This is a genomic window from Nocardiopsis listeri (genome assembly GCF_020741345.1).
Classification (GTDB): Bacteria; Actinomycetota; Actinomycetes; order Streptosporangiales; family Streptosporangiaceae; genus Nocardiopsis; species Nocardiopsis listeri_A.
In genome coordinates, this window is the sequence record NZ_DYZD01000260.1 from 20,817 (window position 1) to 35,141 (window position 14,325).

Below are 14,325 nucleotides of genomic sequence, written 5' to 3' on the forward strand. Positions count from 1 at the left end.
CGCCGCAGCGGCCCCTCGGGATCCCTCACCTACTTCTTGTCATTGGCCCGTTTCAACCGGATCACACCTACCAGGACGAGAAGCATCAGACCGATTCTGAGACCCGCGGACACGAGCGCGACGGTCGTTCCCGGGTCGTCACTCTCCTCCTCATGGTCCTGGAACGTCTCGGCGACCATCGTGTTGTGCTCCTTCACGAAGTCGTCCCGTTGGAACAGGCGGATCGACTCCGCCGGCAGCTCGGGGCGCGTCGGCTCCACGCCGTCCTTCTCGGCCTTCCAATCGGCCAGACGGATGCTCTCCTGGGCGCCGTCCTCGGTCCCCGCCACACCGAATCCATGACCCATGTGGTAGACACCGTCGCCCCGGGTCCGCGCGGCGATGAGCGCCGGCACCTCTCCGGTCTCCCCGTCCACCTCGGCGAGCACGTCTCGGGCCCTTCCTCGACGTACGAGCGGATCTCATCGATGGTCTCGGCACCCACGGCCTCGGCCATGTGGTCGTCGACGTACAAGGGGTCCTCGCGCAGGGCCTCGGCGATCTCCGAGAGCCCGGTCGTCTCTCCTTCCGCCGTCCGCGCCCAGGCGTTCGATCCCCACGACAGCGCGCTGGAGAAGAGGCTCACGACGGTGATCAGGGTCAGGACGCGAGCTCTCATGAAGTTCACTTTCCCGTCTCGTACCGCGTTCATCCGGGCGGTCGTCCGCCGGGTACGGGGTGGGCCCCTAGCTCGCGTCGTCCTCGGGGGCGTCGGTCTCACCGTCGACGTCGGAGTCGGCCTCGGGGCCCGGGCCGTAGACGAATCGCTGCCGGCCCTGGACGAGGATGGCGTGCCCGGTGTCCGTGACGGCCTCCAGGTAGGCGTCCAGGTCGTCGGCGACCACGTCCATGGTCTCGGCCTCCAGCACCAGCTGGCTGTCGCCGTCCTCGTTGGAGCGGGTGTCCCCGTAGACGAACCCGGCGTGCGCGAAGGCGGGGGAGATCGCGCCCGCCTCGTCTTCCAGGCCCCAGCGGATCTCGCCTCCGACCAGGTCGACGGCGACCATGGGAGCGCCGCCGCTGGCCTGGGGGAGCAGGAGGGTGGTGGTGTCGGAGTCGTAGAGGCCACCGGGGGCGCCGGCCTCGTCGAAGAGGGCCGAGACGGGGTTGGCCCCGGGCTCCCGAAGCGTCCACAGGACATCGCCGTCGTCGATGTCGTGCGCGGACAACGTCGAGGGCGCCTCGGGCTGGGCCCAACGCAGCAGCATGACGTCCCTTGTGGGCTCCTCCTCGGGGACCTCCTCCTCGACGTCGTCCCCGTCGGTCTCCTCGTCCGCGGTCTCGCGGGCCTCGGGGTCCGGGACCTCGTACAGCCCGAGGACCTCCGGAACGCTCAAGGGGGCGTTGGACAGGCCGAGGTCCTCGTTCTCCGCGTCCAGCGACCAGAGGTGCTCACCGGTCTCCTCGGGGTCGACCGAGTAGGCGTGCAGGCCCGACTCGGCGTCCTCGAGCAGGATCGTGTCATCCCAGGCGGAGACCGGAACGCCCAGCGGGTCGACCGGTTCCTCTTCGGTGTCCTCGTCCTCGTCCTCGGGCTCTTCGGTCTCCCCGGATTCCTCGGTGTCCTCGTCGGGTTCGGGTTCGATGGCGTAGGTCCACAGCTCCTCGCCGTCGACGTCCAGCACCGTGTAGTCGCCGTCGGGTTCCTCGGCGCTCCACTCGCTCGGTCGACGCACCGCCAGCCCGTCCAGGTACCGGTCGTCGTCCTCGGCGGGCTCCCACAGGGTCTGTCCACGGGCGTCCAGCACGAACGGGCGGTCGTCGGTGTCGCTCAGGGCCAGGACCGGGTCGCCCTCGGTGTCGACGTCGAAACCCCGGAAACGCGCCTCGCCCTCCCAGAGGAGGTCGCCGGTGGCCGCGTCGTGCAGCAGGTGGCGGTCCTCGCCACCGGAGCTGATGAGGAAGGCCCCGCCCACGGGGCTGATGCGCACACCCATCGGGTCGTCGAGGATCTCGTGGACACCCGCGTCCTCACCGTGCAGGTGACGCAGGACCCCACCCTCGATCCCGGGCGGGGGTCCCCCCTCGAACTCGGTGGGGATGGGGGCGCTCTCCTGCTCGGCCGGCGACTCAGGTGGTTCCGGATCACCGGTACATCCCGCGACCAGCAGCGCCACGAGACCACAGGTCAGGGCCTGGGGCACGCGTGAGCTGCGCATTGACGGTCTCTCCCCATGAAACGATGATGATTACGGCAAATCCTAAGCCGCGGAGCGGGCGGGTGGATACACGGAGCCCACCACTCGTTACCTGTACGTGAACACCGAACGTTCAGGCGTCCGGGCCGGGTTCCACCTCGATCACGGTGGTCCCCTTGACCTCGAACTCGGCGCGGCCCCCGGTCAGTTCGGCCAGACGCACCTCGAACGCGGAAAGCCCGTCCTCGGGCAGGGCCACCTCGATACGGACCCGTTCCTCGTAGGCGACGTTCCGAACGTTGAGCGAGGAGTCGCGCAGGTCACTCTCCAGCCGCCCACCGAGAACGTAGTCGGCGTGGACGTCCACCACCAGCAGCGACCGACGCTCCAACAGTCCGAACTCCTCCACCGCCGCCGACACGGAGTTGCCATAGGCCCTGATCAGGCCACCGGCACCGAGCTTGGTGCCACCGAAGTAACGGGTGACGACCGCGACGGTGTCGGTGATCCGCCGGTGACGCAGCACTTCGAGCATGGGCACCCCGGCGGTCCCGGCGGGTTCGCCGTCGTCACTGGAACGTTGGACTCCACCGTCCTCACCGAGCACGTAGGCGGTGCAGTTGTGGTCGGCGTTCCAGTGCTCCTTGCGACGTTGGGCGATGAACGCGCGTGCGGCCTCCTCACCGTCCACCCTGGCCATGGCGCAGATGAACCGGGACTTCTTGATCTCGGTCTCGTGTTCGCCGCCGCGTCTGATCGTTCGCATGTCGCCTGTTCAGCAGAGGTCGTGGGTCCGACGCACAGTCTGCCGGCTTTCGGGACGAACCCGACGTGCCGAGGTTCTCGTCGTTGGCAGGACGATGAAAACGGCGTCCACCGCCCGGCGTCTCGGAGACGAGGCCCTTCGGAGGCGGCCGGGCGGGGTCGACCACAGGCCGGCCCGGCCCGGGGAGCTGACCGTCTCCACAGCCTGAGGTCGATCCGACGGTGGCGGGTCGGGACTGGTACGGTCCCCACGCCGGAGTATGCCGGGACGCGCTTGGAACCCCCACAGGGCAACGGACCCGACTCGACGCGTTCATCCTCCGCGAGCGCTTCGATCCTCCTGGCACACCAGAGTTTCCGCACTCGCCGTTATCCGGCATGCACATTGGGTAACGTTGCGGACATCAAGCGACTATCACCCGGGAGTCCCGACATGCGCACCACTTCACCCGCCGTCGGCCTGGCACTGACCGCCTTCCTCGTCGCCGGGTGCGCCCAGGGAGCGCCCACGACCAACGACGGTTCCGCTTCCGGCGCGGACCCCTCGGCCCAGCCCACCGTCGAACCCAGCGTGACGGCGTCGATCTTCCTTCCCCCGGGTGAGAGCACCGGCGCGGTCACCTACGACGAGACCGCCGTGCCCGAAGGCGCCACCGCCGACGTCCAGGTACGTGTCCAGGACGGGTCCACGTACGTACAGTTCACCGGAACCGGCCTGGAGGCCGATCGGGACTTCGGTGCCCACGTGCACACCGATCCCTGTGGCGAGAACCCCGACGACGCCGGACCGCACTACCAGGACGAGGCCGATCCGGAGGCGACCAAGGACGAGCCCTCCACCGATCCGGCCTACGCCAACCCGGAGAACGAGGTGTGGCTGGACATGACCACCGACTCCAGCGGCAACGCCTACATCACCTCCACGGTCGACTGGGAGTTCCGCGAGGGGGAGGCCAACTCCCTGGTCCTGCACGACGAGCACACCTCCACCCACGAGGGTCACGCCGGCACGGCGGGTGACCGCCTCGCCTGCGTGACCGTGGAGTTCTGAACCCCTAGTCGGGGATGAGCCGGCGCAGGACGAGCTTCTCGCCCAGCGCCCACGCGGTGGAGGCGCACAGGTACAGCCCCGCGGCCAGCGGCACGAACACCGCGACGAGCACGGTGAAGAACTGCAGGTAGGACAGGGCCCCGAGCATCGGCGGTTGAGCGGGGCCCGCCTGCGTGGTCGGCAACATGACGTACCGACGACTGGCCCAGGCCACCGCGGCCAGCACGATCAGTATCACGGCGAAGACCGGGGCGAAGGAACCGCCGGCCAGGGTGGCGCCCAGTTCGACCCCGGCGAAGGTGCGCCGCAACAACGCCTCGGTCCCGGGGGCGACCCCGATGAACAGCCCGTACAGGGCGATCATGATCGGAACCTGCGCGAGCCCCGGAAGGCATCCGGCCGTCGGGCCGGTACCCGCCTCGGAGTAGACCTTGCGTTGTTCGGCGATCAGCCGTTCGGGATCCTTGCGGTGGCGTTCGGTGATCGCCGCCAGACGCGGGGCGAGACGGGCGCGCTGCTTCTCCGCGCGCACCTGCGCCACCCCCAAGGGCAGGAGCAGTACGCGCACGGCCACGGTCAAAGCGATCACCGCCAGGCCGGCGGCGAGGGCCCCGGAGAACGGGGCGAGCAGGTCGGTCAGTACGGCGAGGATCGCCGAGAGCATGTCGATGAGAGCCGCGATCGGCCCGAAGGTGTACAAGGTGCAAGGCCCTTCGTCCAGGTGGAGAGTTCGGACGTGGGCCGCTCGTCGCGGATCGGGGCGCGCACGGGGCCGCGCCGAGCACACGGTGGAACGCGTGTCAGAGCGTGTGGCGGGGCATGGTCACCGAAAGGCGCACGGATCTAGAGAGCGGCCGGAAGGGCCCGTCCCGGCGCTCGGGGACGTGGTCGACCCGCCGCGTCGGGGTCACGGAGGGTGAGGACGGGCAGCCGGGCGGAACGCCGCCGCATCGCGTGTCCGGCGCCGGTGGCGCTGTCGCCGACCGGCCACAGGGCCGTGCCTCGCAGGACCATCCAGGTCAGGGCCGCGCCGACGGCCACCGCCACCAGCACGAGCGCGGGGCCCTGGGTTCCGAGGTCGAGGAGTTCGGTGGGAAGCACACCGAGGAGGAGGAAATCGAACAGGGGAATCAGGTAGTGCACCCGGCCCCCCTTTTTCCGTTTCGATCACCGTCGATACCGGCATCGATCGTATCCAGCCATCATCATACGGACAAAGGTGCTGATCAGCCAAGGGAGAAATTCCGCCGACACTCCGCCGACGTTCCACTCCGATCACGCGAACCTGTAGCTAAATGACACAGAGTAACCATCTCCGCCGTGTCTTTCCGGGCTCGCGCGAGCCTTCCGAAGAGGGGAACCCCGTGCCGATCCGCCCTGCGAACCTTGCCACCATGTCCGCGACCATCGCCGGAGCCATCTCAGGCATGTCCGACAGGGACCGGACCGCCCCGGTCCGTGTCACCTTCGAGTCGGGTCACGAGCAGAACGTGGAGAACGGCGGTTGCCGGGTGTTGGAGACCGGCCAGGGCGGAGTCGTGGAGATCGAAGGGGACTCACGCTTTGCCTTGTTCGCCGGGACCAGCTGCCAGGGCAGCCGCACCCTGGCCTCCGGTCACGGCAGCGTCCGCTTCGGCACCCCGGTCCTGGCCGGCGCCATCGTCATCGGCTGATCCCGACCCCGGTCACTCGTGGACGTCGCGACGACCGGCCTTTGACGTCGACGATGGCGACGGCGATCATCGGCGGTTCCTGCGCACCGAGCGGCCGGGGAGGCGATCGGTGCGTCGACCGTCCCGGACGGTGAACTCCCCGGACAACAGCACGTGTTCGATACCCACCGGGGTGCGGCGGGGGTCGTCGTAGGTGGCGCGGGCGGCGACGGTGTCGGGGTCGAAGACGACGAGGTCGGCGTGGGCCCCCAGCTGGATGATGCCTCGGTCGGCCAGGCCCAGGCGTTGTGCCGGTCGGGAGGTCAGGTGCCGCACGCATTCCTCCAGACCGAGCAGGCCCAGTTCGCGAACGTAGTGGCCCAGGTAGCGGGGGAAGGTTCCCCAACCACGCGGGTGCGGTCGGTCACCGACGAGGATGCCGTCACTGCCGGCGGTGTGCGCGCTGTGCCGCATGATGGTGCGGATGTTCTCCTCGTTGCCGACCTGGAGCAGACAGCCGCTGCGGAGTTCGTCGGCGACCAACAGGTCGGCGTACAGCCGGCCCGGCTCCTCGCCCCGTCGCAGTGCCAGGTCGGCGATGGAGTGCCCGACCGCCCAGGACAGGCCCGGGTCGGCGGTGCCGGTGACGACGAGGGTCCCCCAGTCCATGGGTACGCCGTGGTTGCCGTCGGTGCCCCTGGTCTCCACCTCCCACAGGATCCGACCGCGGGTGTCCGGGTCGCGCAACCGGTCGAGGGTGGCGGTGGTGCCGCCCTCCTGCGCCCAGCTCGGCAGTGGAGCGGCGAGGTAGGTGGCACTGGCCCGGTAGGGGTAGCTGTCGAGGGTGACGTCGAGCCCGAAGTGGACGGTGGCCTCGTCGATGGCGTCCAGGACCTCCGCGGCACGTCCACGGTTGCGCGGGAAGTTGACGTGGCAGTGGGCCAGGTGGAGCGGGACCTGCGCGCGGCGGGCCACGTCCAGGCATTCCTGGTAGGACTCCACGACCCGGGAACCGTAGTTTCGGTGGTGGGGGCAGTAGTAGCCGCCGGCGTCCCGGACCGGCCCGAGGAGGGCGACGATCTCGTCGTCGGTCGCGTACATGCCCGGGGTGTAGGTCAGTCCGGTGGAGAGCCCGTGCGCGCCGTCGGCCATGCCCTGGGCCACCATGGCGCGCATCCGGTCGAGTTCGGCGTCGGTGGGCGGACGGTCCTCGTTTCCCAGGACCGCCATCCGGACGTTGCCGTGGGGGACGAGGTAGGCGGCGTTGGTGGGGGCTCCATGGTCGACGCGGTCCAGGTACTCGCCGACGCTCCGCCACGCGTGGTCCAGGTCGGGGGTGCCGTTCCAGGCGGCGATCTGCTCGCGGATCGGTTCGACGGTGTCGTCGGTGACGGGGGCGTATCCGAGTCCGTCCTGTCCGAGCACCTCGAGGGTGACGCCCTGGCAGACCTTGGCCTCGTGCGCCGGGTCCGCGAGAAGGGCGAGGTCGGAGTGGGCGTGCATGTCGACGAAGCCCGGTGCGACGACGAGGCCGCTCACGTCGAGGGTCTCACCGGTGGATCGGGCGGCTCCGGGCGAGATGATGTGGCTGATACGGCCGTCGCGTAGGACGAGGTCGGCCAGGCGGGAGGGGCCGCCTGAGCCGTCGACGACCCGTCCCCCGCTGAGTACGGTCTCGGGCTGCACTGTTCCTCCGTTCGGGTCACCGGCGCCCGGCGCGGCGAAGCGCGGGTGTCGGTGTGGCCCAAGATACGCTTTCGGGCAAATAATTGGTAACTTTGTTGCCAGTAAAAGTGCCCATGGTCCGCCATGAGTCCGCACGAGCACCGGCGCGCGCATGTGCACGCGACCCTCCGACCGAAGGAGCCCCATGTCCAAGCAGGCGGTCCAGACCGACCGGGCCCCCGTTCCCGCCGGCGCCTACAGCCAGGGCGTCATCGCGGGAGGTTTCCTGTTCACCGCCGGGTTCGGCCCCCAGGACCCCGAGACCGGGCGGGTCGCACCCACCGTGGGCGAACAGACCGCCCAGGTTCTGGCCAACGTCTCCGCCGTCCTGGCCGAACACGGGCTGACCTTGGACGACGTCGTCAAGGCCACCGTCCACCTGGAGAACCTCAAGGCGGACTTCCCCGAGTTCAACGCCGTCTACGCGGAACACTTCACCGCCCCCTACCCCGTGCGGACGACCGTGGGCTCCGACCTCGCGAACATCCTCGTCGAGATCGACGTCGTCGCCAAGCTCAAGGACTGAGGTCCGGCCGCCCCGGGAAGCCCCGGGGCGGCCACTCCGTCCTTCGCGGTACCTACCCCGAACGGCGGGCGCGGACCACGAGGTCGTGCACGGCGTAGGTGACATCGTCGATCGTCTGTCGCCGTGGGCGGGACTCGTCGACGAGCACCTCCCACTCCCCCTCGCCGAGCGCCGCGGTCACCGCGTCACCCTCATAGAACAGTTCCGGCATGGGCGGCCGGGGCACCCCGGTCTCCAGGTCGCTCGGGTGGTGCGCGACGACCAACAACTCGCCGCCGGGCGCCACCGCCGCGGCCAGGTCCGCGAACAGGCGCGCCCTGGGGTTGGGGAGCATGTGCATGAACTGGGCCGTGACCAGGTCGAAGGGCGGCTCCGGCGGCGACCAGCGGGTCACGTCGGCCCGCAGCCACGTGACGCGTTCGGAGATCTGCGCGCCACGTTCCCGTGCGTGGGTCTCGGCGCGGTCCAGCGCCACGGACGAGATGTCGACCGCGGTGACCCGCCATCCCCGCTCGGCCAACCACAGGGCGTCGGCCCCCTCGCCGCTGCCCACGTCCAGGGCGCGGCCGGGTTCGAGCCCGGTGACCTCCGCCACCAGATGGCGGTTGGGCTCACCGCTCCAGATCCGGTCCCTGGACCGGTAACGCTCGTTCCAGAAGTCCTCGCCCATCTCCTCGGGCGCGGCTCCGTGTTCCTGGGTCATCGATCGACCACCTCCGCCAACACTCTCGTCGTCGGCGACCCACGAGACCACTTCCCTTGCCGATACGGCAAGCACTCGCCCCCGACCGGGGAAGGCGAGGAACCGCTCGGGTTTCTCACCGAAAAAGGAGAACCACTCTCCGTGATCATGTGTCACATCAGATGTCCCGAATCCCCCTGACAACTGGAAAAGGAACAATCATGCTCATCTGGCGCGGATGGGGCATCCTCGTCCCCCTCATCGCGGCGGTCCTCGCCATCCCCTGTGCCCTCGTCGTCGCCGAGGCGACGGGGCGGGAACACCTCGGTGGTATCGGCGCCGGGGTGGGATTCCTTCTCGCCGCAGTGGCCGTGTTCTTCGCGGGACGCAAGCTCAACGCGCCCAGGAGCGGATTCCACCCGGCGACCGGTCAACCGGTGGAATACCGCAACTCGCACACGTTCTTCTTCGTGCCGATGCAGTACTGGGCGTTCGTTCTGCCCCTGGCCGGCGCGGGCGCCATCGCCACCGCGTTCCCCCTGTAGAACCCCGATAGGCCCGTGAGGACCTCGGGGCCCTAAGGATCGTCCGGGTCCGGGGCTCCGAAGTCCTCCAGGCACAGCTCCAACATGGCCTGGATCCGCGCGGTGAGCCGCGTGCGCTCCTGCCCGCGCAGCGCCTCTCCCCCTTCGATGCGCCGCACCCGCCCCAGCCCCAACCAGACGGCGGCGATCAGGGAGGCGTGCACCTCGGCGTTCTCCCGTCCCAGGTACTCGATGAGCGGTTCGATGAACGCGCTCTTGAGCCGCCCCTGGTAGACCGCCTGCAGGTCCGGATCTCCGGCCGAGTGGTCCAGGGCACGCTGCAGCGTGCTCCCCTCCCCGTGCAGCCGCCCCACCGCGTGTTCGGCCAGTCGACGAGGCAGTTCCTCGACCGGTCCGTCGGTGATGAGTCGGGGAAAGACGCCGTCCTCTCGCAGGATCTCGGTGAGCAGCCCGGCCTTGGAACCGAAGTACCGGTTGATCAGCGCGACGTTCACCCCGGCGTGCGAGGCGATCATCCGGGAGGAGACCGAGCCGAACCCTTCCTGGGCGAAGAGCTCCTTGGCGCTGGTGAGGATGCGCTCTCTGGTCACCTCACGGCGACGGGTGGGCACGGTGGCGCCGCTTCCGGTCGCGTCCGGACGCTCCATCTGCACCCCTTGGGGCCTCGATACGACAGTCAGGACTCCAGGGTCCCACCTCTGTGGACCGAGCGCATACCGGTGGCGTTCGAGCGACATCGACTTGACAGGTCAACAGCGTTTACCTATACCTGATTCCGGATGCCGCCCCCGGCTGTCTTGCCGCGGGGCTTTCGTGCGTCCAGAGAACGGGGAACCCATGGAACAGTCGCCGAGCGGAATGTCGAAGACCCGGGACCCCGTCCCGAAGGCGAAACCCTCCGAGGATCCCGCGGCGACACCGTCGCCCGGACCCGCTCCCGACTATCCGCCACGGCGCGTCGTGCGTCGGATCATGGTCGGTCTCGTGCTGGCCATGCTCACCTCGATGCTCACCAACTCGATCATCGGGACCGCTTTGCCCACCATCATGGGCGAACTCGGCGGACAGGACCGGCTGGCCTGGGTGGCCACCGCGGCGCTGCTCACCATGACCGCATCCACTCCGGTCTGGGGCAAGCTCTCCGACCTGTGGGGACGCAAGCTCCTCTTCCAGATCGCCCTCGGCGTCTTCATCGTGGCCTCGCTCGCCGCCGGGTTCGCCCAGGACATCAACTGGCTCATCGCCGCTCGCGCCCTGCAGGGACTGGGCGTCGGCGGACTCGCCACCCTGCCCAACATCATCCTGGGCGACGTCGTCTCCCCGCGTGAACGCGGCCGCTACAGCGGCCTGATCGGCATGGTCTTCGGTGTGTCCACCGTGCCGGGTCCTCTGGTCGGCGGCTTCCTCGTGGACAGCCCCTTGGGGTGGCGCTGGTGCTTCCTCATCACCGTTCCCCTCGCCGTGGTGGCCTTCACCGTCGTCCAGTTCATGTTCCGGATGCCGTTCGCCCCGCGCCGAGACGCGCCGGTGGACCGCCTCGGGGCCGCGCTGATCTTCAGTGCCGCCAGCACGGTGATCGTCCTGCTCAGCCTGGGTGGGACCCAGATCCCGTGGAACTCGCCGACCGCCTACGTCATGGGCGCGGGCGCGGTGCTGCTGACGGTCTCCGCGGTCCTGGTCGAGCGCCGTGCCGCCGAACCCATCATCCCGCCCCGCCTGTTCCGGGACCGTACGTTCGTGCTGGCCTCCGCGGGCTCGGTGACCGTCGGCATGATGATGTTCGGACTCATCATCTACATGCCGCAGTACCTGCAGATGGTGCACGGCATGAGCCCCACGGTCTCCGGTCTGATGACACTGCCGCTCGTGGGTTCCTTCCTCACCACCTCGATCGGCTCCGGGTACGCCATCAGCGGCACCGGCCGATGGAAGGTCTACCCGGTGGTGGGCATGGTGCTGTGCGTCATCGGTTTCACGACGCTGAGCCTGGCGCAGGTCGACCCCGGGCCGACCACGATCGTCGTCGGGCAGATATGCGTGGGCCTGGGTTTCGGACTCAACATGCAGATCCTGCTCTTGGCCACGCAGAGCGCCCTGCCACTGCGTGACATGGCCTCCGGAACCGCCTCGGTGACCTTCTTCCGGAACCTGGGCGGCGCCATGGGCGTGGCCGCCTTCGGCGCGGTGATGGTCGGCCGACTCAACAACGAGCTGGCCGCCGCGGCCACCGCGGCCGGGGAGGCGATGGCCGCCGACCGGGCCGAGGGCACGGACTCGGGCGCCGAGGAGCTGTCGATCGGTCTGGAACAGGCCGCCGAGTCCGCCCAGGGTTCCCCCGAGCTGGTGCACTCCCTGCCCGGACCGGTCCGTGACGTGATCGTGGGCGCCTTCGACCACGCGATGCAGGGCGTGTTCGTCGCGGGGATCCCCATCGCCGTGATCGGGCTGGTCTCGGTGTCCTTCATGAAGGGGGTGCCGTTGCGCGGCGGAGGTCCCAAGCGGGATCGACGCTGACCCGGGTCATCCCATGACCGGGTCGTCCACACACCCCCGGGTTCAGAGGTAGCGGCGGAAACCCTCGGCCGAGTCGTCGAAGCCCAGGTTCCGGTAGAAGTGGTGCGCCCCCTGGCGGCTCTCGTGGGAGAGCAGCTCGACCTTGTAGCAACCCGCGCGGGTGGCCCGGTCCAGGGCGTCCTCCATGAGGGCCCTGCCGATGCCCTGGAAGCGGGTCTCGGGGTCGACGACGAGGTTGTCGACCACCGCCCACGGCTGGGCGTCGTGGGTCAGGTTGGCCACGACCATCAGGTCGAGGGTCCCGATGATCTGGCCTCGGCGTTCGGCCACAAGGACGGTGCGGTCGGGGTCGTTCTCCATCCGGGTCCAGGCCCGGACCGCGGCGGAGGACATGCGAACGTGCGCGCTCCGCGTATGGGTGGTGTCACCGAGTTCACGCAAGAGGCGCAGAATCGCACCGAGGTCGGACCGAATGGCCGCACGTATCATCATGGCTTTCGGCATCGTAGCCGACAGCCTGCGACAAGGCGGACGACCCCCTACAACCAGTCACAAAACGCCGAGGGCGGGACGACCGTCCCGCCCTCGAACCCGCCACCAGGCGGGGTACTTCCCGACGAACCCTCAGGGTTTGCGGATGACCCGCACGCCCTCGTCGTTGGTCGGAGGCTGCTGCCGGCCCTCCGGACGACGGTAGACGCCGGTGAGACCCGGGTCCCCGGTGTCGGTCGGAGCCTGCTCCTGGCCGCTCTGCGGCTGCTGCGGACCACTGGGTGCCTGCTGAGGCCCGCCCTGCGGCCGCTGAGGACCGCTCTGGGGCTGCTGCGGACCGCTGGGCGCGTGCGGCTGCGAAGCGTGCGGCGGGCCACTCGGAGCGGGCGCGTTGTAGCGGGCCCCCTGCGGCGGCTGGGGCGCGGCGGGCTTGGGCTCTCCGCCCTTGCCCTCCTCCGGCCGACCCTGCTCGTTCTTGGGCAGCGGCTGAATGCGCACCGTCGCCTCGTCCGGAGCCTGCGGCTGCGCCTGGGCTGCCTCGTCCTGCTTCGGCTCGGCCTTCGGAGCCTTGGCCTTGGCGGCCTCGGTCTCCGGACCCTTTGCCTGCGGGGCCCGGTTCTCGGGCGCCTGGTTCTGCGGCGGGCGTCCCTGCGGACCCTTGGGCCCGGTCTTGGGAGCCTCGGCCTTGGCCTTCTCCGTGTCGGCGGCGGCGTCCTCCCGCGAAAGGCCGCTCTCGAGCGCTCCGGCCTCGTCCTCGGCGGTGACCAGTTCGGCGAGCGTGGAGTGCATGTCCTTCAGACGACGCAGGGCCTCGGCGTGCGTGGCCGTGAGAGTGGCCAGCCGACGGTCGGCCGTGTCGTGGATCTTCTTGGCCCGGGCCTCGGCCTCGTTCAGCCGCCGCTCGCCCTCCTGCTTGGCCTGTTCACGGAGCTGGTCGGCCTCCTTCTTGGCGCCGGAGACCATCTCGGTGGCCTCGGTGCGCGCGGAGGAGACGATGCGCTCAGCGTGCTCCTCGGCGTCCTTGCGGTGCTTGGAGACCTCCTCCTCGGCCTTCTTCTGGGCCTCCTTCACCTCGGACTCGACCCGGGAGCGACGCTCCTTGGCCTCTTCCTCGGCGATCCGCAGGATCTCCGCCATGCGCTCGCTGATCTGCTCGTGCTCAGGCTTGACCTGGGCCTTTTCGCGAGCGATCGCGAGGTCGCGCTTGTACTGCTCCAGTTCGTCGTCCATCCGCTGAAGACGTTCGCGGAGGTCCTTGAACTGGTTGTCCATTCGGACGTAGTAGTCGTCGACGTGCGCCTTGTCGTAGCCGCCCTTGCGCACTGTCGGGAACCTGTCTTGCTGCAGTCCGCCGCCCGGCAACATATCGCTCATGTGCCTTTCATGTCCTTAACACCGTTGACTGCACGTCGCCGATGGTGAAGTTGCCCCATCTGTCTCAAGAACACCTAAGGCGTCCCCCTGTGCGAGTTCTGCCCTCAGGTGTCTGTTTCATGCACCGGCTCGGCTCGATGAGGGGCATCGGCCGAGAGCGGAGCGTGACGCCGTGGACACCGTCCAAACGACCAAGGTAGACACGGTCCGCGCCGCCTCGTCAAGATCCCTGACGGGTACTTCGCCGTACGGACCCTGGTCACCTACTTACTAAGGTATGCGCGATCATCCCCGCACGGGGGCCGAGCGGTCAACTTCCTCCACATTCGGCCCCGGGGGAACCGAACTCGGAAAAGAAGGACGTGGAATATGGGCAGCGCGACGGACGGCGGTGGCGTGGGCCGGGGCGGGGGTCCGCGGATCGGCGGCGCCCCCTTCGGCGAACCGGAGATCGACCCCACCGCCTGGATCGCCCCGGGAGCGGTCGTGGTCGGCCGCGTCCGACTGGGCGCCGAGAGCAGTGTCTGGTACGGGTCCGTCCTCCGCGCCGACACCGAGGACATCGTGGTCGGTGAGAAGGTCAACATCCAGGACCAGTGCGGCATGCACTCCGACCCCGGACAGCCCGCGATCCTCCACGACAACGTGAGCCTGGGCCACAAGGCGATGGTGCACGGTGCGATCGTCGAGGAGGGCGCGCTCATCGGCATCGGCGCCATCGTGCTCGGCGGTGCCCGGGTCGGCAAGGGCGCGCTCGTGGCCGCCGGTTCCCTGGTGGCCCCCGGCAAGGTCGTCCCACCGAACACGCTGTGGGCGGGTGTC

The 14,325-nt window shown here is 69.3% G+C and carries 16 protein-coding genes; 6 read left to right on the forward strand and 10 right to left on the reverse strand.

All coding sequences use genetic code 11. The features are described 5' to 3' along the window. Nucleotides 1–29 precede the first annotated feature (29 nt). The 3 genes from K8V84_RS13645 to K8V84_RS13655 all read right to left on the reverse strand — a co-directional run bounded on the left by K8V84_RS13645 (nucleotide 30) and on the right by K8V84_RS13655 (nucleotide 2,943). Nucleotides 30–428 carry a hypothetical protein gene (locus K8V84_RS13645; RefSeq protein WP_304074694.1) on the reverse strand — a complete coding sequence of 133 codons (399 nt, stop codon included), beginning with the start codon at nucleotides 426–428 and terminating at the stop codon, nucleotides 30–32. Between the two features lie 297 nt (nucleotides 429–725). After that, the gene (locus K8V84_RS13650; protein WP_304074696.1) at nucleotides 726–2,198 is read right to left on the reverse strand and encodes a PQQ-binding-like beta-propeller repeat protein; all 1,473 of its coding nucleotides are present in this window, start codon (nucleotides 2,196–2,198) and stop codon (nucleotides 726–728) included. Nucleotides 2,199–2,310: 112 nt separating this feature from the next. Then, entirely contained in the window at nucleotides 2,311–2,943 is a 633-nt protein-coding gene (locus K8V84_RS13655) for a YigZ family protein (protein ID WP_304074698.1), read from the reverse strand. Nucleotides 2,944–3,375: 432 nt separating this feature from the next. Here K8V84_RS13655 and K8V84_RS13660 point away from each other — a divergent pair, with 432 nt between their 5' ends. Next, entirely contained in the window at nucleotides 3,376–3,993 is a 618-nt protein-coding gene (locus tag K8V84_RS13660) for a superoxide dismutase family protein (protein ID WP_304074699.1), read from the forward strand. 4 nt (nucleotides 3,994–3,997) lie between these two features. On the opposite strand, the gene K8V84_RS13665 is transcribed toward K8V84_RS13660, so the two are convergent. Both K8V84_RS13665 and K8V84_RS13670 read right to left on the reverse strand, forming a co-directional pair. Next, complete coding sequence (locus tag K8V84_RS13665) at nucleotides 3,998–4,693, reverse strand: YidC/Oxa1 family membrane protein insertase (protein WP_304074700.1); 696 nt, start codon at nucleotides 4,691–4,693, stop codon at nucleotides 3,998–4,000. A 143-nt stretch (nucleotides 4,694–4,836) separates the two neighbouring features. Next, nucleotides 4,837–5,136, reverse strand: coding sequence for a DUF6412 domain-containing protein (locus K8V84_RS13670; protein WP_304074701.1), 300 nt, complete (start codon nucleotides 5,134–5,136; stop codon nucleotides 4,837–4,839). A 221-nt stretch (nucleotides 5,137–5,357) separates the two neighbouring features. Between K8V84_RS13670 and K8V84_RS13675 the strand changes: the two genes are divergently transcribed. Beyond that, complete coding sequence (locus tag K8V84_RS13675; RefSeq protein ID WP_304074703.1) at nucleotides 5,358–5,666, forward strand: hypothetical protein; 309 nt, start codon at nucleotides 5,358–5,360, stop codon at nucleotides 5,664–5,666. A 66-nt stretch (nucleotides 5,667–5,732) separates the two neighbouring features. Here K8V84_RS13675 and K8V84_RS13680 read toward each other — a convergent pair whose 3' ends face one another. Further along, nucleotides 5,733–7,331, reverse strand: a complete 1,599-nt coding sequence (locus K8V84_RS13680; RefSeq protein ID WP_304074705.1) for a D-aminoacylase — start codon at nucleotides 7,329–7,331, stop codon at nucleotides 5,733–5,735. A gap of 184 nt (nucleotides 7,332–7,515) precedes the next feature. Here K8V84_RS13680 and K8V84_RS13685 point away from each other — a divergent pair, with 184 nt between their 5' ends. Next, nucleotides 7,516–7,896, forward strand: a complete 381-nt coding sequence (locus K8V84_RS13685) for a RidA family protein (RefSeq protein WP_304074706.1) — start codon at nucleotides 7,516–7,518, stop codon at nucleotides 7,894–7,896. Nucleotides 7,897–7,948: 52 nt separating this feature from the next. On the opposite strand, the gene K8V84_RS13690 is transcribed toward K8V84_RS13685, so the two are convergent. After that, a complete protein-coding gene (locus K8V84_RS13690) occupies nucleotides 7,949–8,599 on the reverse strand; it encodes a class I SAM-dependent methyltransferase (protein ID WP_304074707.1) in 651 nt (216 codons plus the stop codon). Nucleotides 8,600–8,799: 200 nt separating this feature from the next. On the opposite strand from K8V84_RS13690, the gene K8V84_RS13695 reads away from it, so the two are divergent. After that, nucleotides 8,800–9,123 carry a hypothetical protein gene (locus K8V84_RS13695; RefSeq protein ID WP_304074709.1) on the forward strand — a complete coding sequence of 108 codons (324 nt, stop codon included), beginning with the start codon at nucleotides 8,800–8,802 and terminating at the stop codon, nucleotides 9,121–9,123. Nucleotides 9,124–9,155: 32 nt separating this feature from the next. Here K8V84_RS13695 and K8V84_RS13700 read toward each other — a convergent pair whose 3' ends face one another. Further along, nucleotides 9,156–9,770 (reverse strand): TetR/AcrR family transcriptional regulator, encoded by a 615-nt coding sequence (locus K8V84_RS13700; RefSeq protein WP_304074711.1) that lies wholly within the window; start codon nucleotides 9,768–9,770, stop codon nucleotides 9,156–9,158. Nucleotides 9,771–9,960: 190 nt separating this feature from the next. On the opposite strand from K8V84_RS13700, the gene K8V84_RS13705 reads away from it, so the two are divergent. Continuing rightward, a complete protein-coding gene (locus tag K8V84_RS13705; RefSeq protein WP_304074713.1) occupies nucleotides 9,961–11,637 on the forward strand; it encodes an MDR family MFS transporter in 1,677 nt (558 codons plus the stop codon). 42 nt (nucleotides 11,638–11,679) lie between these two features. On the opposite strand, the gene K8V84_RS13710 is transcribed toward K8V84_RS13705, so the two are convergent. Beyond that, a complete protein-coding gene (locus K8V84_RS13710; protein WP_067600107.1) occupies nucleotides 11,680–12,129 on the reverse strand; it encodes a GNAT family N-acetyltransferase in 450 nt (149 codons plus the stop codon). A gap of 132 nt (nucleotides 12,130–12,261) precedes the next feature. Further along, complete coding sequence (locus tag K8V84_RS13715; protein WP_304074719.1) at nucleotides 12,262–13,494, reverse strand: cell division protein DivIVA; 1,233 nt, start codon at nucleotides 13,492–13,494, stop codon at nucleotides 12,262–12,264. A gap of 378 nt (nucleotides 13,495–13,872) precedes the next feature. On the opposite strand from K8V84_RS13715, the gene K8V84_RS13720 reads away from it, so the two are divergent. Beyond that, the coding region (locus tag K8V84_RS13720; protein ID WP_304074716.1) for a gamma carbonic anhydrase family protein at nucleotides 13,873–14,325 on the forward strand (453 nt) is incomplete at its 3' end.